At 62.4% G+C, this 18,282-nt stretch carries 17 protein-coding genes and 1 pseudogene; 14 read left to right on the top strand and 4 right to left on the bottom strand.

Annotation, left to right across the window (positions count from 1 at the left end; all coding sequences use genetic code 11):
* Nucleotides 1–196: 196 nt before the first annotated feature.
* The 4 genes and pseudogenes from JCM17207_RS02380 to JCM17207_RS02365 form a co-directional block, all read right to left on the bottom strand.
* Entirely contained in the window at nt 197–739 is a 543-nt protein-coding gene (locus JCM17207_RS02380) for an HdeD family acid-resistance protein (RefSeq protein WP_238316044.1), read from the bottom strand.
* Nucleotides 736–2,562: pseudogene (gene ftsH, locus JCM17207_RS02375) on the bottom strand (ATP-dependent zinc metalloprotease FtsH). The gene JCM17207_RS02380 and the pseudogene ftsH overlap by 4 nt, the downstream one beginning before the upstream one ends.
* 164 nt (nt 2,563–2,726) lie before the next feature.
* Entirely contained in the window at nt 2,727–4,523 is a 1,797-nt protein-coding gene (locus JCM17207_RS02370) for an ABC transporter ATP-binding protein (protein WP_238316038.1), read from the bottom strand.
* Nucleotides 4,523–6,259 (bottom strand): ABC transporter ATP-binding protein, encoded by a 1,737-nt coding sequence (locus tag JCM17207_RS02365; RefSeq protein WP_282449832.1) that lies wholly within the window; start codon nt 6,257–6,259, stop codon nt 4,523–4,525. Before JCM17207_RS02365 ends, JCM17207_RS02370 begins: the two co-directional genes overlap by 1 nt.
* A 198-nt stretch (nt 6,260–6,457) precedes the next feature.
* Here JCM17207_RS02365 and JCM17207_RS02360 point away from each other — a divergent pair, with 198 nt between their 5' ends.
* From JCM17207_RS02360 to JCM17207_RS02295, 14 genes are all read left to right on the top strand, one after another.
* On the top strand, nt 6,458–7,567 hold the full coding sequence (locus JCM17207_RS02360) for an SseB family protein (RefSeq protein ID WP_238316034.1): 1,110 nt from the start codon (nt 6,458–6,460) through the stop codon (nt 7,565–7,567).
* An 84-nt stretch (nt 7,568–7,651) separates the two neighbouring features.
* A complete protein-coding gene (gene dnaK, locus JCM17207_RS02355) occupies nt 7,652–9,469 on the top strand; it encodes a molecular chaperone DnaK (protein WP_238316028.1) in 1,818 nt (605 codons plus the stop codon).
* Nucleotides 9,470–9,501: 32 nt separating this feature from the next.
* Nucleotides 9,502–9,858 (top strand): DUF2500 domain-containing protein, encoded by a 357-nt coding sequence (locus JCM17207_RS02350; protein ID WP_238316022.1) that lies wholly within the window; start codon nt 9,502–9,504, stop codon nt 9,856–9,858.
* Nucleotides 9,859–9,893: 35 nt separating this feature from the next.
* Nucleotides 9,894–10,583, top strand: a complete 690-nt coding sequence (locus JCM17207_RS02345; protein ID WP_238316020.1) for a cysteine hydrolase family protein — start codon at nt 9,894–9,896, stop codon at nt 10,581–10,583.
* A gap of 149 nt (nt 10,584–10,732) precedes the next feature.
* Complete coding sequence (locus tag JCM17207_RS02340; RefSeq protein ID WP_238316019.1) at nt 10,733–11,206, top strand: TspO/MBR family protein; 474 nt, start codon at nt 10,733–10,735, stop codon at nt 11,204–11,206.
* 232 nt (nt 11,207–11,438) lie between these two features.
* Nucleotides 11,439–12,410 (top strand): ATP-binding cassette domain-containing protein, encoded by a 972-nt coding sequence (locus JCM17207_RS02335; protein WP_238316017.1) that lies wholly within the window; start codon nt 11,439–11,441, stop codon nt 12,408–12,410.
* Nucleotides 12,411–12,430: 20 nt separating this feature from the next.
* On the top strand, nt 12,431–12,985 hold the full coding sequence (locus tag JCM17207_RS02330; protein WP_238316015.1) for an ATP-binding protein: 555 nt from the start codon (nt 12,431–12,433) through the stop codon (nt 12,983–12,985).
* A 65-nt stretch (nt 12,986–13,050) separates the two neighbouring features.
* Nucleotides 13,051–13,515, top strand: a complete 465-nt coding sequence (gene bcp / locus JCM17207_RS02325; protein ID WP_238316010.1) for a thioredoxin-dependent thiol peroxidase — start codon at nt 13,051–13,053, stop codon at nt 13,513–13,515.
* Nucleotides 13,516–13,619: 104 nt separating this feature from the next.
* On the top strand, nt 13,620–13,931 hold the full coding sequence (locus JCM17207_RS02320) for an ArsR/SmtB family transcription factor (protein ID WP_238316008.1): 312 nt from the start codon (nt 13,620–13,622) through the stop codon (nt 13,929–13,931).
* A gap of 86 nt (nt 13,932–14,017) precedes the next feature.
* Nucleotides 14,018–15,031, top strand: coding sequence for a permease (locus tag JCM17207_RS02315; RefSeq protein ID WP_238316001.1), 1,014 nt, complete (start codon nt 14,018–14,020; stop codon nt 15,029–15,031).
* A gap of 54 nt (nt 15,032–15,085) precedes the next feature.
* On the top strand, nt 15,086–15,475 hold the full coding sequence (locus JCM17207_RS02310) for a thioredoxin family protein (RefSeq protein ID WP_238315999.1): 390 nt from the start codon (nt 15,086–15,088) through the stop codon (nt 15,473–15,475).
* A gap of 241 nt (nt 15,476–15,716) precedes the next feature.
* Nucleotides 15,717–16,163 (top strand): arsenate reductase ArsC, encoded by a 447-nt coding sequence (locus tag JCM17207_RS02305; protein WP_238316060.1) that lies wholly within the window; start codon nt 15,717–15,719, stop codon nt 16,161–16,163.
* Between the two features lie 176 nt (nt 16,164–16,339).
* Complete coding sequence (locus tag JCM17207_RS02300) at nt 16,340–17,140, top strand: helix-turn-helix domain-containing protein (protein ID WP_238315997.1); 801 nt, start codon at nt 16,340–16,342, stop codon at nt 17,138–17,140.
* A 243-nt stretch (nt 17,141–17,383) separates the two neighbouring features.
* The gene (locus JCM17207_RS02295; protein ID WP_238315995.1) at nt 17,384–18,274 is read left to right on the top strand and encodes a LysR family transcriptional regulator; all 891 of its coding nucleotides are present in this window, start codon (nt 17,384–17,386) and stop codon (nt 18,272–18,274) included.
* The last annotated feature ends 8 nt before the right edge of the window (nt 18,275–18,282 follow it).

The raw sequence follows: 18,282 nt of genomic DNA, 5'->3' as shown, positions 1-18,282 counted from the left end.
CATTCCCTGGCTGCGAAGTTCCAGGATCTCTTTCTCGTGTTCCTGAATGTGGCTGTATTTTCTGGGCATAGCAAAGACCTCCTGTAGTAGTTTTATTCTACCACAGGAGGCCTTCTTTTTTCACTGTCTACTTTTACTGGAGCGGTTCATTCCCTTTCGGGAAGCAGGGGCTTTTTTTATGACAGATACGGCCCCGTTACCAGCGGGAACCCATGTCGGTAAAGGCCATCAGGAGGCAGTCCACCCCGAAAGCGAGGAGCAGAAAGGCCACCAGATACCCCACGGTGAATAGGGCCAGGAAGGGCTGGAAGAGCATCATAAAGCCTAGCACCAGCCCGAGGGTGTTGACGATCAGGGAGAAATAATAGTAAAAGGAGCCGCCCATCAGCCGGATGACCCCCACATGGGCCAGACGGCTGATGCAGTGGGTGATGAACCACAGGGGGAACAACAGAGAAACGATCCGCTCTGCGATGCCGGGATAGGCCAGCAGGGCGATGCCTGTCATGATGCTCAGGATGCCCGAGATCAGGGAGACGGCGGGCCCGAAGCCGGTGAACCGCTCGGCTTTAATGTAAATCACAATGTCACAGATGCCGGTGATCACGGCGGCGATGCCGTAGAGCACCGCAATCCCGGTGAACATACTCCGGGGCTGCAAAAAGGTGAATACCCCCAGAAGGATCAGGCAGACCCCCATCAGAAACTGGCTCCACCCAAAACCGGAACGACCTCTCATTGCTGTGCGCCCCCTTCCGCCAGAAGCTGCATGAATTCCTCGCCGGTGATGGTTTCCTTTTCGTACAGGTGCCGGGCCAGCCGGTCCAGGGCCTGGCGGTTGTCCGCCAGAATCTTGCGGGCCTTGGCGTGCTGCTGCTTGACCAGGGCCACGACCTTCTGGTCGATGGCCTGCTGGGTCTCGGCGGAACAGGCCAGGGCGGTGTCCCCGCCCAGATACTGGTTGCTCACCGTCTCAAAGGCCACCATGTCGAACTCGTCGTTCATGCCGTAGCGGGTGATCATGGCCCGGGCCAGCTTGGTGGCCTGCTCGATGTCGTTGGAAGCGCCGGTGGTGATCTGGCCAAAGACCTCCTCCTCGGCGGCGCGGCCGCCGGTCAGGGTGGCGATCTTGTCCTCCAGCTCCTCCTTGGTCAGCAGGTTCTTGTCGCTCTGCTCCACCTGCATGGTGTAGCCCAGGGCCCCCGAGGTGCGGGGGATGATGGTGATTTTCTGGACCGGGGCCGAGTGGGACTGCTTGGCGGCCACCAGGGCGTGGCCGATCTCGTGGTAGGCCACCACCTTTTTCTCCTGGTCCGAGAGGATGGCGTTTTTCTTCTGGTAGCCTGCAATGACCACCTCGATGCTCTCCTCCAGGTCGGCCTGGCAGACGGTGGTGCGGCCCGCCCGCACCGCCCGCAGGGCGGCCTCGTTGATGATGTTGGCCAGCTCGGCGCCCGAGGTTCCGGCGGCCATCCGGGCGATGGTGTGGAAATCTACGTCCGGCTCGGTCTTGATCTTCCGGGCGTGGACCTTCAGGATGGCCTCCCGGCCCGCCAGGTCGGGCAGCTCTACCGGCACCCGGCGGTCAAACCGGCCGGGGCGGGTCAGGGCCGGGTCGAGGGATTCGGGCCGGTTGGTGGCCGCCAGAATGATCACCCCGTTGTTCCCCTCAAAGCCGTCCATCTCGGTCAAAAGCTGGTTCAACGTCTGCTCCCGCTCGTCGTTGCTGGTCATCTGGCCGTCCCGCTTTTTGCCGATGGCGTCGATCTCGTCGATGAAGACGATGCAGGGGGCTTTTTCTTTTGCCTGCTTGAACAGGTCCCGCACCTTGGAGGCGCCCATGCCCACAAACATCTCCACAAACTCCGAGCCGGAGATGGAGAAGAAGGGGACCCCCGCCTCACCGGCCACGGCTTTGGCCAGCATGGTTTTGCCGGTGCCCGGGGGGCCCACCAGCAAAACGCCCTTGGGCATGGAGGCGCCCACGTCGGTGTATTTCTTGGGGTTGTGGAGGTAGTCCACAATCTCGGCCAGGTTTTCCTTGGCCTCGTCCTCGCCGGCCACATCTGCAAACCGGATGCCGTCCGAGGACTGGACATAGACCCGGGCGTTGCTCTTGCCCATCCCGAAGGACATGGCGTTTTTGCCGCCCATCTGCTCCATCATCTTTTTGTTCATGTACTGCCCCAGGCCGATGAAGATGACCAGCGGCAGGACAAAGGAGAGCAGAAAACTCAGGATGGGGGAGCCCTCGTCCCCCACATCGCTGGCAAAGGTCGCGCCGGAATCATGGAGCCGCTCGGTGAGGGTGGGGTCGTACATGGCGCCGGTCTGATAAAGTTTTGTGTTGTCTTTGTTGCTAAAGGTGATTTCGCTGTCGGTGATCTCTACCTGGCCGATGTCCTGGTCCTCAATCATGTCCATAAAGGTGCCGTAGTCCACAGACTCGATCTACGGCGCCAGCAGGAACGACGGTACAATCAAATTAAAGAGAAACAGGACGGCTAACACCAGCCCATAGTAGTAGATCAGAGGCTTTTTGGGACTTTTGACTTCTTTCATATTACAGTCTCCTCCTCCGGCTTGGATTGTACGCTAACGTACAATTTTGCGGACGAACCAAGTGTAGCCCTTTTCTGCGGCACTGGGATGGATAAAGTGTGAATAAAGTGAAAACAAAAGCGCCCCCGCGCCCGGGAGGGCGCAGGAGCGCGAACGGTCAGGGATTAGGAGGGGTCCCCGGCGGGGTCCACCCCTTCAAACTGGCTGTTGTAGAGCTTGGCGTAGAAGCCGTTCTGAGCCAGCAGCTGGTCGTGGCTGCCCTGTTCGATGATGTGGCCGTCCTTCATCACCAGGATCACGTCCGCCTCCCGGATGGTGGAGAGCCGGTGTGCCACAATGAAGCTGGTGCGGCCCTGCATCATCCGGGCGAAAGCCGCCTGAATCCGGATCTCGGTCCGGGTATCGATGGAGCTGGTGGCCTCGTCCAGGATCAGCATGGGGGGCAGGCAGAGCATCACGCGGGCGATGCAGAGCAGCTGTTTCTGGCCCTGGCTGATGTTGCCGCCGTTCTCGGTGATGACGGTGTCATACCCCTTGGGCAGACGGCGGATGAAGCTGTGGGCGTGGGCCGCCTTGGCCGCCGCGATGATCTCTTCCTCGGTGGCGTCGGGCTTGCCGTAGGCGATGTTCTCCCGCACCGTTCCGGCCCGCAGCCAGGTGTCCTGCAACACCATGCCGTAGCTGCCCCGGAGGGAGGCCCGGGTCACATCCCGGATGTCCTGCCCGGAGACCGAGATCCGACCGCTGTTCACATCGTAGAACCGCATCAGCAGGTTGATCAGGGTGGTCTTGCCGCAGCCGGTGGGGCCCACAATGGCGATCCGCTGGCCGGGTTTCACGTCCAGGTTGAAGTTTTCGATCAGGGGCCGGTCGGGCAGGTAGCGGAAAGCCACATCCTCCAGCACCACATGGCCGTCCGGCTGGAGGGCGGGGGCGTCCGGCGCCTCGGGGATCTGGTCCTCGGCGTCCAGCAGCTCGAACACCCGGGCGGCGCAGGCCAGAGCGTTCTGCAGCTCGGTCACAACGCCCGAAATCTCGTTGAAGGGCTTGGTGTACTGGTTGGCGTAGCTCAAAAAGATGCTCAGCTGGCCGATGGTCAGCCCGCCCGCCACGGCGTAGAGGGCGCCCACCAGGCCCACCCCAGCGTAGACCAGGTTGTTGACGAAGCGGGTGGCGGGGTTGGTCAGGCTGGAGAAGAAGATGGCCTTCAGGCTCACATTTTGGAGCCGGCCGTTCACCTCGTCAAAGGCGTTCAGGCTCTCGTCCTCGTAGCCGAAAGCCTGGACCACCTTCTGGCCCTCGATCATCTCGTTGACCAGGGCGGTCTGCTCGCCCCGGACGCTGCTCTGCCGCTGGAAGTAGCCGTAGCTCCGCTTGGCGATAAAGCTGGCCACCACAAAGCTCAGGGGGGTGATGCAGACCACCACCAAAGTGATGGGCACATTCTCCCGCAGCATGAAGAGCAGGGTGCCGAAGATGGTCAATACGCCGGTGAACAGCTGGGTGAAGCCCATCAAAAGGCCGTCGGCGAAGGTGTCCACGTCGGCGATCATCCGGCTGACGATGTCGCCGGAGGGGTGGCTGTCCAGATAGGACAGGGGCAGGCGCTGCAATTTGTGGATGGAGGCGTTCCGCAGATCCCGGGAGACCGAGAAGGTGATCCGGTTGTTGCAGACGCTCAGACACCACTGGGCGAACGCGGCCAGCGCAGCCACGATCACAATGCTGCGGACGATGCCCAGCACCCCGGGCAGATCCACCGCCCCGGGGCCGAGCATCAAGTCGATGGCGTCGCCGCAGAGGATGGGGATATACAGCTGGGCGGCCACGCTGCCGGCCGCCACCAGAAGGCTGCACGCCACAAAGGGGGCATAGGGCCGGATGTGGCGGAGCACACGGCGCAGAGTGGCCTTGCTTTGCGCAGGGGTCAGGCTGCTTTTCTTTTTTGCGCTTGCGGCCATTACTGTGCGCCTCCTTTCTTGAACTGGCTCTCATAGATTTCGCGGTAGACGGGGCACTGCTCCAGCAGGTAGCTGTGGGTGCCCACCCCCACCAGATGGCCGTCGTCCAGCACCAGAATCTGGTCGGCGTGCTGGAGGCTGGCGGCCCGCTGGCTGACGATAAAGACGGTCATGTCCCCGGGCAGGGCGGCCAGAGCTTTCCGCAGGGCCGCGTCGGTGGCGAAATCCAGGGCGCTGGCGCTGTCGTCCAGGATCAGGATCTTGGGTTTGCCCACCAGGGCCCGGGCGATGGTCAGACGCTGTTTCTGGCCGCCCGAGAGGTTGCGGCCGCCCTGCTCCACCGGCTCGTCCAGCCCCAGGGGTTTGGAGCGGACAAACTCAGCGGCCTGGGCGGTCTCCAGGGCCTCCCAGAGCTCGGCGTCGGTGGCGTCCCGGCGGGCCCAGAGGAGGTTCGAGCGGATGGTGCCGCTGAACAGCTGGGCCCGCTGCATCACCACGCTGACGGCCCCCCGCAGCTCGGCTCGGGGGTAAGAATCCACCGGCAGGCCGAAGATCTCCACACAGCCCTCGGTGGCGTCGTAAAAGCGGGGGATCAGGTTCACCAGGCTGGATTTGCCGCTGCCGGTGCCGCCGATGACGCCGATGGTCTGGCCCCGCTTGGCGGTAAAGCTGATGTTGTACAGGCTGGGTGCGCCGGCCCCCGCATAGGTCAGGGCCACCCGGTCGAACCGGACGGCGTCCTGGGCCTTGTCGTCGGGGGTCTGGCGGGTCCGCTTCTCGGGGAAGGTCATGCTGGGCTGGGTGTCCAGCACCGCCTGCACCCGGCTGGCGCAGGCCAGGGCCTTGCTCACCTGGACGATCAGGTCGGCTAGCTTCACCAGCTCCACCAGGATCTGGGTCATGTAGTTCACCAGGGCGATCACGTCGCCGGACTCCATTCCGCCCACGTTGATCTGGATGGCGCCCACATAGAGCAGGGCAATGATGGCCAGGTTGACGATGACATAGGTCATGGGGTTCATGAGGGCGGAGCGGTGGCCCACGTGGAGCTGCAAGCTGGTGAGCAGGCCGTTGGCCTCCTCAAACCGCTGGACTTCGCTCTCCTCCTTGCCGAAGGCCCGGACCACCCGCACGCCGGTCAGGTTTTCCCGGGTCAGGCCCAGCACCCGGTCCAGCCGGGCCTGCACCGTCCGGTAGAGGGGCCGGGTGATGACCATGACGCCGAACACCACCACCGAGAGCAGGGGGATGGCCACCACAAAGATCCAGGCGGCCTTGGAGTTCACGGTGAAAGCCAGAACCATGGCGCCCAGGATCACAAAGGGGCTGCGCAGGAACAGACGGAGGAAGAGGTTCAAACCGCTCTGCACCTGGTTCAGGTCACTGGTCATCCGGGTGATGAGGGTGCTGGTGCCCAGAGTGTCCATCTCCGAGAAGCCCAGCTTCTGGATGTGCTCATAGAGGGCGTGGCGCAGGGCGGTGGAATAGCCCACCGCCGCCTTGGCGGAAAAATACTGGGCGGTCAGGCTGCAGGTCAGGCCGATGGCCGCCAGCACCAGCAGCAGGCCGCACCGGACCAGGATATAGCGGATATCCCCGGCCGCAATGCCGACGTTGACGATGTCCGCCATCACCAGAGGCACAAAGAGGTCGAAGGTGGCCTCCAACATCTTGAACAGTGGGGCAATGACGCTTTCTTTCCTGTATCCGCTCAAATAAGAGAGCATTTTTTTCAAAACAACAGGACTCCTTTCTTCTCAGACTCGCTCTTTAGTATAACGCAAAATACGCCGAAATGCCAGCCTTCCGGCGGGGCGCAAAACCGGCCTTTTGGGGCGGGGGCGCCTTTGCCCCAAGGAAAAAGATTGTGAAAAACGGGGTTTCCTGCTATACTACCCCTAACAGGAGAAAACTGGAACTTTCAGGAGGCAGATATGGTGAGAAGGGCAGGGCGTATACGGTTCCGGCCGGTGGGCGCGCGGCAGAACGAGGCGGCCGCGCCGGTGTATGGGCCGACCACCACGGGTTGCCCGGTGGTGGAGCAGGCGGTGGAGCGGCTCTACGCAGCGGGGCCGGAGGAGAGCATGGAGCGGTTTTGGAGCCTGATGAGCGCGCTGAACTATGCGCTGCAAATCGAGACCGACGTGCTGATCCCGCTGGAACTGGCCCCCGGGGTGCACGATTCGGCCGCCCCCTGGGGCGAGCACCCCATCCCGGCCCAGCGGGCGGGGACCCTGCGGCACTGGGTGCTCCGCACCGAAAAGGGCAAAAACTTTTTGCCCTTGTTTACATATAGCGGCGCGCTGACCGAGAGCCAGAGCACCGCGGGCCGCCCGGTGATTCAGCGCCGGATGCTGGACGCCATGGAGATGGTGCTGGGCAGCGACCGGCTGGACGGGGTGGTGATCAACCCCTGGGGCCGCTCGGCTACCTTAGATAAAGCATTGCTGCGGGGGCTTCTGCGGGCCGAGCCCACCGAACCGGAACCCGGGGAGGCCGAGGCCCAGAAGGGGCTGGAAGCCGCCCAAAAAGGGGACTGGGCGGCGGCCGCCGCGTGTTACCAGGCGTCCTCGGAGCTGGGTTGCCCTGCGGGCGCCCGGCTTCTGGCGGAGTGTACTTACAACGGCCAGGGGGTGAAAAAGAGCCTGCCCGAGGCCATGCGCCTGTGGCAGAAGGCCGCCGATGTGGGGGACATCCTGGCCGTCGTGGCCCTGGGGGACCGCTCGGCCGAGAGCTGCCCCGGCGACCCCGGCCGGGCGCTGCTTTACTACCGCCGGGCCCAGGAGCTGGCGGCGGATCAGCCGGACATCGACTATCAGCCCCTGCTCTGCCTGCGGCTGGCCCAGTACGAGACCCGCTACACCTCGGCGCGGGAGGCGCTGCTGCTGGCCGCCGAGGCCAAGCGGGGCTTTGGGGTGCGCCAGCGGAACGGGGACCCGGCGGCGGGGCCGCTGCTGGCCCAGGCGGACGCTTTGGCGGCCGAGCTTTTGGCCCGCCCCCAGCCCAAAGCCGCGTATAACACAGAACCTTCACAAATGGGCTAAGGTTTTGCCATATCCAAACGGTAGTATATTAGCGAGCAAAATCTGCCGCCCCGGGCGGCGTTCAGAAATGGAGAGGGAAAGAACATGAGCAAAGTGATCGGAATCGATCTCGGCACCACCAACTCCTGTGTGGCCGTGGTTGAGGGCGGCAAGCCGGTGGTCATCGCCAACGCCGAAGGGGAGCGCACCACCCCCAGCGTGGTGGCCTTTACCAAGGACGGCGAGCGGCTGGTGGGCGGCGCGGCCAAGCGCCAGCTGGCCACCAACGCGGGGCGGACGGTGACCAGCATCAAGCGGGAGATGGGCACCGACTACCGGGTGCGGATCGACGGCAAAGAGCTGACCGCCCAGGAGATCAGCGCCATGATCCTCACCAAACTCCGCCGGGATGCCGAGAGCTACCTGGGGGAGAAGGTCACCGAGGCCGTCATCACGGTGCCCGCCTACTTCGACGACAGCCAGCGCAAGGCCACCCAGGATGCGGGCCGGATCGCGGGGCTGGACGTGCTGCGGATCATCAACGAGCCCACCGCCGCGGCGGTGGCCTACGGCCTGGACAACGAGGCGCCCCAGAAGATCCTGGTCTACGACCTGGGGGGCGGCACCTTTGACGTCTCCATCATCGAGATCGAGGACGGCACCTTTACGGTGCTGGCCACCGGCGGCGACACCCGGCTGGGCGGCGACGATTTCGACCAGCGGATTGTGGACCACCTGGTCCATGAATTCAAAAAGACCGACCGGATTGACCTCACCCGGGACCCCGCCGCCATGGGCCGGCTGAAAGAGGAGGCTGAAAAAGCCAAGAAAGAGCTTTCCTCCTCGCCCACGGCCCAGATCAACCTGCCCTTTATCGCGGTGGGCAAGGACGGCCCCCATCACATGGATGTAACCCTGACCCGGGCCCAGTTCGAGATGATGACCGGGGACCTTTTGGCCCGCACCATCGACCCGGTGAACAACGCCCTGCGGGACGCGGGGATCTCGGCCGGCGAGCTGGGCAAGGTGCTGCTGGTGGGCGGCAGCACCCGGATGCCCGCCGTGGCCCGCCAGGTGCGGGAGATTCTGGGCAAAGAGCCCAGCCACGCCCTCAACCCCGACGAGTGCGTCGCCATGGGCGCGGCCATCCAGGGCGGGCTGTTGCAGGGCGGCGGCAAGCTGGCCGGCGCCACCGGCGCGGCGGCCCAGGGCCTGGTCCTGATGGACGTCACCCCCCTGACCCTCTCCATTGAGACTTTGGGCGGGGTGGCCACCCCCCTGATCACCCGGAACAGCATGATCCCCACCCGGAAGAGCCAGATTTTCACCACCGCCCGGCCCATGCAGACCTCGGTGGAGATCAACGTCCTCCAGGGCGAGCGGCATTTCGCCCGGGACAATAAGTCCCTGGGCAAATTCAAGCTCAACGGCATCCGCAGCGGCTTTTCCTCCCGCCCCCAGATCGAGGTGACCTTTGACATCGACGTAAACGGTGTGGTCAAAGTCTCCGCCAAGGACCTGGGCACCGGCCGGGAGCAGAACATCACCATCACCGGCAGCACCAACCTGTCGGAGCGGGAAATTCAGCAGGCCATGGCGGATGCGGCGGCCTACGAGGCCGAGGACGCCCGCCGCAAACAGCGGCTGGAGCTCCACAACCACGCCGAGATTCTGGCCTTTAAGGTGGAAGAAGCCCTGAACAAAACCAAAAAGGAACTGGAAAAGGACGAGAAAAACGCGGTCAAGACCGATCTGGCCAACCTGCGCCGCTGCCTGCGGAAGGATAAGCCGGAGCGGATGAACGACATGGAAGAAACCGCCCTCCGCCAGGCCAAGGAGAAACTGGAGGCCAGCGCCGCCCACCTGATGACCCTCTATTACAGCGAGGGCGGCCAGCAGGACCCCCAGGACCCCACGGTCTAAAGGGGCGCCCGGTTCAGAAAGGATAAAGCAGTATGGGTTTTTACTTTGGCGGCTTTGATCTGATGTTCACCCTGGTGTTCTGCCTGGTGTTCGGGCTGATCGTGTTTCGGATCGTCCAGGGGATTTCCACCTGGAACAAGAACAATCACTCCCCCCGGCTGACGGTGGAGGCCATCATCACCGGCAAACGGCAGGAGGTCCACCACCATCACAGCGCCGACAACACGGCGATGCACACCTCCACCAGCCACTATGTGACTTTTCAGGTGGAGAGCGGCGACCGGATGGAGCTGTATGTCCCGGGGTCGGAGTATGGGATGCTGGCCGAGGGGGACCGGGGCCGGCTGACCTTCCAGGGCACCCGGTACCTGGGCTTTGAGCGGCTTTAAAGCGGATTCGAGTTTGAGAGAGAGGAATCGAGAGAATGAAAGAAAACAAGACGCGTTCGGCGCTGCTGGTGATTGATATGGAGAACGGCTTCATTGACCCCCGCAGTGCCCATTGCATCCGGGGCGCTGCGGCCACCGTCCCGGCCTGCTGCCGGGCGGTGGAAACGGCCCGGGAGAAGGGAATTCCCGTGTTTTTCGTCAAGCGGATCTACCGCACCGACGGCAGCGACGTGGAGCTGACCCGCTACGGCGGCTGGAAGGCCGGCGGCCGGGCCATGGGCCCCTCGTCGGACGGCTTTAACAGCGCCCAGGCCCCCGAGGGCCTGCGCCCGCTGCCGGGGGATTACAGCATCATCAAACCCCGGTGGAGCGCCTTTTTCCACACCGAGCTGGACCTGATTCTCCGGCGGCTGGGGGTGCGGACGGTGATCCTCACCGGCACCACCACCCCCAACTGTGTGCGGACCACGGCCTACGACGCCAACGCCCTGGAATACAATGTGGTGGTCCTGTCGGACTGCTGCTCCTCCCAGACCGAGGAGATCCAGCGGGTCAACCTGGAGGACATGGAGCGGATGGGCGCGCTGATCCTCACCGGGGCCGAGTTCGAGTCCTACGACGAGAACACCGTCTCCGACCTGAGCGAGAGCATCCGGGCGGAGATGTACGCCGCCGACTTTCAGCCGGAACCCTTCGGGGCCGAGGGCTGGGCCGACCGCTGGTAACTTTTGATCCGAAATTTTACTGCCGGGGGCGCTGTCTCCTCTTAAAGAGGGGGGCGGCGCTCCCGGTTTTTTGCACCCCCCACCGGCTGGAAAAATTTCCTGTGGATAGGCCCGGCGTTTCTGCATACCCTGTTGTGGAGGGATGGATTATGAAGAAACACCGAATCGCGACCTATCTATTTTGGATTCTCCTGGCCGAGGGGGTGGGCGGCGCGGCCGGCTGGCTCACCCGGGACAGCGTCGGCATCTACACCGAGCGCATTGTGCAGCCGCCCCTTTCGCCGCCTGCCTGGGTGTTCCCGGTGGTCTGGGGGCTGCTCTATGCCCTGATGGGGATCAGCGCGGCTCGGATCGCCCTGGCCCCCGGCGCCCGGGACCGGTCCCGCAGCCTCTGGATCTTTGGGCTTCAGCTGGCCATGAACTTTTTCTGGAGCATCCTCTTTTTCAATTTCCAGCAGTTCGGGCTGGCGCTGCTCTGGCTGGGGGCCCTCTGGGGGGTCATCCTCTGGATGATCGGCTCCTTCCGGGAGATCGAAAAAACCGCCGCCTTTCTCCAGCTGCCCTACCTGGCCTGGGTCACCTTTGCGGCCTATCTGAATTTGGGGGTCTGGCTGCTGAATTGACCCCGCCCGTCCTCGCCCTGTCCCGGAAAATCCATCTGCCGGGGCGGGGCGAATTGTTTTTGTAAATGTCTCGCAAAACCCCCGGGCTGGTGATACAATAGGGGAGAGAAAACCAGGGGGCGCCGCCCCCGGCAGGAGGGGACCATGGTGCAGAACTATCTCTCGGTGATGAGCCGCAGCACAAAATTCAAGTGTCTCGGGGTGTTGGCCCTGGCGCTGGCGGGGTCGTTTTTTGGCCTCCCTCTGGCCGGTCCGTCTGGGCGAGGTGTACACCGTCATTTCGGATGGCCGGATTTCCACCCTGGCCCAGGGGGCGGGGGCGGCCATCACGGTCTGCCTTTTGTTCCAGCAGCTGATCAAACCCATCGACGAGGTCTACCGGTTCATGGATGAGACCGCCTCCTCCCTGGTCAAGGCGAAAGCCCTGCTGGAGGTCACCGCCAGCCAGCCCGATGAGGTGTTTGGCCGGCCTTCCAGCGGCGAGCCCCTGACCGCGCCGGAGATCCATCTGGAACAGGTGCTGGTCACCAACCCCGAAAAGGACAAGCCCCTGGCCCTCTACGAGGATCTGACCCTCCCCGGCGGGCAAAAGGTGGCGCTCCAAGGAGTCTCCGGCTGCGGCAAAACCACCCTGGTCCGCTGCCTCAACCGGTATTACTCCTACACGCAAGGGCGGGTCACCCTCTTTGGGCGGGACCTGGATTCCTACAGCCAGGAGGAATTGACCGCCCTTGTCTATTACCTGCCCCAGAGTACCTTTTTCTTCGCGGGGAACGTGAAGGATAACCTGGTCTATGGTCTCGAGGAACCCCCGGCGGACCAAATTCTGCTGGACGCCCTAAGCAAAGCCTGCCTGATCGGGGAGTATGAGGGGGTCCTCTGCTCCGACCCGGCCCAGGCCCTGACCCGCCCGGTGAGCGAGGGGGCGGCCAACCTCTCGGGCGGCCAGCGGCAGCGGCTGGCCCTGGCCCGGGCCTTTTTGCGCCGGCCCAAGCTGTACATCCTGGACGAAAGCACCGCCAACCTGGACGGCCGCACCGCCGACCTGGTCCTCACCAACCTGGAACGCCACGCCCAGGCCATCGGGGCGGGGATTCTCTACATCGACCACGATCCCAGCGTCGCCCGCCGGTGCGACACCACCATCGAGCTCACCAACAAAATTGTCACCGGGGCCCGGCAGACCGTGGGGCAATCCAGCTGAAACAGGGGAGGCGAGACAAAATGAAAACCCTCTACATCATCGGCGGAACCATGGGGGTGGGCAAGACCACTGTCTGTCAGCTGCTGAAACACCAGCTGGACCGGGCGGTCTTTCTGGACGGGGATTGGTGCTGGGACGCCCACCCCTTTGCAGTCACCGAGGAAACCAAGGCCATGGTGCTGGACAACATCTGCCACCTGTTAAATAATTTCCTGGCCTGTTCCGCCTACGAACATGTGATTTTCTGCTGGGTGCTCCACCAACAGGAGATTCTCGACACCCTTTTGGCCCGGCTCAATACCGCCGGGTGCCGGGTGGAGGTGGTTTCCCTTGTCTGCGGGGAGGCGGCCCTCCGCCGCCGTCTCCAGCGGGACGTGGAGGCCGGGCTGCGTCAGCCAGATGTGATCGAGCGGAGCGCGGCGCGGCTGCCCCTCTACGATTCCCTCCGGACCCGGAAACTGGACGTCTCGTCCCTGACGCCCCCGCAAGTTGCGGCGGAGATTCTCCGCCTGGCGGGGGAGGGGGACGGGGCTTGTGCAGAACCCCCCGCGTCTGGTATACTGAATACACTCTGATTTAGAAAACCCTGCGGCCCCGCCGGGCGGCAGAAGATCTCTTTTACAACGAAAGGAGCAACCCTATGTTACAGGCTGGTACCAAAGCGCCGGATTTCACCTTGCTGGATAAGGACGGCCAGACCGTCCGTCTGTCCGATTTTGCGGGCAAAAAGGTGGTCCTCTATTTTTATCCCCGGGACAATACCCCCGGCTGCACCCGTCAGGCCTGCGCCTTTGCCCGGAACTATGAGGGCTTTAAGCGCAAAGACGTGGCCGTGATCGGCATCAGCAAGGACTCGGTGGCCTCCCACCTGAAATTTGCCCAGAAATATGAGCTGCCCTTTGTGCTGCTCTCCGACCCGGAGCTCCAGGCCATCCAGGCCTATGACGTCTGGCAGGAGAAAAAGATGTGCGGCAAGGTCAGCATGGGCGTGGTCCGCACCACCTATCTCATCGACGCCGACGGGGTCATCGAAAAGGTGATGCCCAAGGTCAAGCCGGACACCAACGCCGACGAGATTCTGGCCTATCTGGAAGCAAACGGCTGATCGGGCCGGGCCATTTCGCCGGTGGATGAATTTACAGATTGACTTTTTTCGATTTGAGGAGTATACTACCTCTCGACCGGACAAAAAAGGGTGGGGGTGACGGTGTGCACGATTACGAAGCGGATGCAAAGGTGTTCAAAGCCTTCTGCGATGTGAACCGGCTGCAAATCCTGGAGCAGCTCCGCAGCGGCGAGAAATGTTCCTGCGTCCTGCTGGAAAAATTGCAGATCAGTCAGTCCACCCTGTCTTACCACATGAAGATCCTCTGTGATTCGGGGGTGGTGGTGGGCCGTGCCGAGGGCAAATGGACCCACTACGGCATCAGCGAGGAGGGCAGCCGGTACGCCAAAGCGCTGCTGGATACCCTGACCCAAACCAACACCTGCGAAAAAGGCGGCTGCTGCTGCCAAAAGTAAGAGCCATCGAAAGGGCGATGGCTCTTCTTTCGGGGGATTAAATCGAAAAAATTAGAACTGTATGCCCGGCGAAAGGAGAGCTCTTTATGGAGACCATACGGACGGTCTGGCTGTTTTTCCAGGATCAGATCCTGGGGATGAAATGGCTCAATGCCCTGATCGGGGAGGCCCTGGCGGCCCTGGGGCTGGCGCCCGGCAGTGTGCTGGGCGGTGCGCTGCAATTTTTCCTCTACGACACCATCAAAATTTTTGTCCTGCTCTCGGTGCTGATCTTTGGCATCTCGTATATCCAGAGCTATTTCCCGCCCGAGCGCACCAAGAAGATTCTGGGTCGGTTCCGCGGCATCGGGGCCAACGCCGCGGCGGCCCTGCTCGGGACGGTGACCCCCTTTTGTTCCTGCTCCTCCATCCCGCTCTTTATGGGGTTCACCAGTGCGGGGCTGCCGGTGGGGGTGACCTTTTCCTTTTTGATTTCCTCCCCCATGGTGGACCTTGGTTCTCTGGTGCTGCTGATGAGCGTTTTCGGCGCGAAAGTCGCGGTGATCTATGTCCTTCTGGGGCTGGTGATCGCCGTGGTGGGCGGCACCCTGTTGGAAAAACTGGGGATGGAGCGGTATGTGGAGGACTTTATCAAAAATGCCCCCCACATCGAAACCAGCGGCCCGGCCCTGACCCGGCGGGACCGGCTCGTCTATGCAAAGGAGCAGCTGCTGGGCACCATCAAAAAGGTCGCCCCCTATATTTTCCTCGGCGTGGGCATCGGCGCCCTGATCCACAACGTGGTCCCCCAGGAGTGGGTGGAACAGATTCTGGGCGGGGAAAACCCCTTTGCGGTGGTGCTGGCCACTCTGGTGGGGGTGCCCATGTACGCGGATATCTTCGGCACCATCCCGGTGGCCGAGAGTCTGCTCTATAAGGGGGCGGGCCTTGGCACCATCCTCTCCTTTATGATGGCGGTCACTACCCTGAGCCTGCCCTCCATGATTATGCTGAAAAAAGCGGTCAAATCCCAGCTCCTGGCGGCCTTTATCGCCATCTGTACGCTGGGCATTATCCTGGTGGGCTATTTCTTCAACGCGATCCAGCCCTGGCTGGTGTAATCACCCGTCCGCGCTGCAACATAATTTTATCGGAATTTTCAGGAGGTATTTCCCATGGCATTGTTTGGTTTTGGAAAGAAGAAAGACGAATCTGCAAAAGGCTGCTGCTGTTCCTGCGGCAGCGCAGCAGAAAAACAGACTGAAGTGAAAGAGGCCCCCGCCGGCTGCTCCTGCGGCTGTGGTTCGGACGATTCGGCCAGAAGCGTCCTGATCCTGGGTTCCGGCTGCAAAAACTGCCAGACCCTGGAGGCCAACGCCCGCGCCGCCCTGGAGCAGATGGGGGACACCCACTTCACGGTGGGCCATGTGACGGATTTTGCCGAGATCGCAAAATACGGCGTCATGAGCACCCCGGGCCTCGTGGTGGACGGCAAGGTAGTCTCCTGCGGCCGGGTGCTCAAGCCGGAGGAGATTGCGGCCCTTTTGGAAAAATCCCAGGGCTGAGGGGGCGTTCCAGAGAACGGGGGAGAAACAAATGAGTAAAACTTGGTACCCGGTGATCGACTATGAGCGGTGTGTCGGCTGCACGACCTGCAACGATCTGTGCCGCCACGGGGTCTATAAACCCGAAGGACCGGCGGGCAAACCCAAAGTGGTCTACGAGTATGGCTGCGTGGAGGGCTGCCACGGCTGCGAGCGTCAGTGCCCGGCGGGGGCGATCCACTATTTCGGGGACGACGGCACCCTGGATCTTGTCTATGACTACGACACCTATAAACCGGAGCTCCACTGCCAGGGCAAACCCAAGGTGGCCTTTGTCTGCGTGCACAATTCCTGCCGCAGCCAGATCGCCGAGGCCCTGGGCAAAAAGCTGGCCGGGGATGTGTTCGAGAGCTATTCGGCCGGCACAGCCCTGAAAGACCACATCAACCCCGACGCCGTCCGGATGATGAAACAGCTCCACGGCATCGATATGGAAAAGACCCAGTACAACAAGCTGATTTCGGAGATCCCCCAGCCGGATGTGGTGATCTTTATGGGCTGCAACGTCAGCTGCCCCAATCTGCCCTCCCAGTACGCGGAGAACTGGGGCCTGGAAGACCCCTCCGGCAAGGAGGACGCCGCCTTTGCCGAGACCATCGCCCAGATTGAGAAAAAGGTCCTGGCCCTCAAAGAAAAACTGCGGGGCTGAAAGGTTACTCTTGCCAGACGCAGACAAACTGCGGCGGCCCCATCCTTCGCCGCTCCTGCCCTTTAAAGGCGGGGGCGGCTTTTTTTCCTGTTTTGGGCGCCAAAACACCCGATTCTCCTACGGTTCGATTGCCCCGGGGCCCGGGCTGCGGTACAATGCAGCCAGAGGTGAATGCGATGTACGAACTGGACAAAGAAAAATTCGGTGCCTTTGTGGCCCAGCTCCGAAAAGAAAAGGGCTATACCCAAAAGGAACTGGCCGAGCGGCTCTACATCTCCAACAAGGCCGTCAGCAAGTGGGAGACCGGCGCCAGCATCCCGGACACCGCCCTGCTGGTTCCCCTGGCCGAGCTGCTGGGGGTGACGGTGACCGAGCTTTTGCTCTGCCAGCGGCAGCCCGCCGCCCAGCCCATGGACGCCGGCACCGTCGAAGCGGTGGTGAAAGCCGCCATCCACTACGCCGAGGAAAAACCGGTCCGCCGCGCCTGGCAGCAAAAGAGCCGCTGGAAGTGGCTGTACTTCGGGGCCCTTCTGGCGGGGGCCGGGGGCCTGTACCTGAACCACTGGCTGGGCGCCGGGGGAGGGAGGCTGGACCCCCTGAACACCCTCGACACCCTGGTTTTGCTGGCGGCCATCTTCGGCGGCTATTTCTGCTTTCTGGTCCGGCAGAATCTGCCCGCCTTCTACGACGAAAACCGGATTCATTTTGTCAGCGACGGGCCGTTTCGGATGATGGTGATGGGCCTGGCCTTCAATAACCATAACTGGCCCCACATTGTGCAGATGGGGCGGGCCTGGTCCTGTGGGGTGATGGCGCTGCTGCCCCTTTTGAATCTGGGGATGAGCTGGTTTTTGCCGGCGCTCTGGGCGGAAATTGGCTTTTACACCCTTATGTTTCTGGGATTGGCCGGGCTGTTTCTGCCCCTGTATTGGGTGGGCAAACGGTACGAAAACGGCGGACCATTCCCCGGGAAATAAACCGGAGATAATAAAACCCAAAACCCGCGTCCCCAAACGCCTTCTCGGCCAGGGGCGCGGGTTTTTGGGTAAGAAATGAAAGGCGGTTTTTCGGCTTTCTCCCGGCGGGGCGGGGCATCCCTGCGCGCCGGAACCATCCTGCCCACCCGCGCGCGGAAAGGTTTGCGGCCTTTGGATTTTTTTGGAAAGTTTCCTTCCCTGTGCTATAATAAGAAAAAGTTCTTTGGTACAGGAGGCGAGCCCATGCTGCGGCAGATACAGTATTTTCAGGCTGTGGTGCGGAACAACAGTTTCTCGGAGGCGGCAGAGGAGTGTCATATCTCCCAGTCCGCCATCTCCCAGCAGGTCCAGGCCCTGGAACGGGAGCTGGGGTTCCGTTTGCTGGAACGGAAAAACCGCAGATTCACCCTTACCCCGGCGGGGGAATATTTCTACCAGAAGAGCCTGATCCTGGTGGCCGACTACGAGCGGATCTGCCGGGAGTCGGCCCGGATCGCCCATGGCAAAAACGCCAGTCTCCGGGTCGGGTGCCTGCGCAGTTACAGCGGCCGGGAGTTCTACCGCGCCGTGGAGCAGTTCGCCAGGGAATACCCGGATGTGAGCCTTGAGATCCAGCAGGGCAACCACGAGGAACTCTACCGGATGCTCCAGGAAGAGCGGCTGGATCTGGCCCTGAACGACCAGCGCCGGGCTTTTTCGGACGCTTTTGTGAACCTGATCCTGGCCACCGCGGCCAGTGCCGTGGAATTGTCCGCCCACAGCCCCCTGGCGGAGCTGAAAGAGATCGAGCCCCGGGAGCTGAAGAACCTGCCCTGTATCCTGGTGGCGTCCAAAGAGCAGCAGGAGACCGAGCGGGAATACTACCGGGACATCGTGGGGTTTCCGGGGGAGTTTCTCTGTGCCGAAACGCTGGAAGCCGCCCGCCTGCTGGCGGTCAGCGGCCGGGGGTTTCTCCCGGTGGAGGGCAGCGGCGGGGCGGACGACCGGGACGGCGGGCTGGTCCGAATCCCCCTGGTGCGCGGGGGAGAGCAGATCACCCGCAACTACTGCGCCTTCTGGAAAAAGGACAATTCCGGCTACTATGTGGAGACCTTCGCCGAAATTCTGAAACAGCAATACAAAGCCGCTGAATGACCCAAAAA

The sequence above is a fragment of the Faecalibacterium gallinarum genome (genome assembly GCF_022180365.1).
GTDB classification, from domain to species: domain Bacteria; phylum Bacillota; class Clostridia; order Oscillospirales; family Ruminococcaceae; genus Faecalibacterium; species Faecalibacterium gallinarum.
This window is presented reverse-complemented; position numbering and strand designations above follow the sequence as displayed.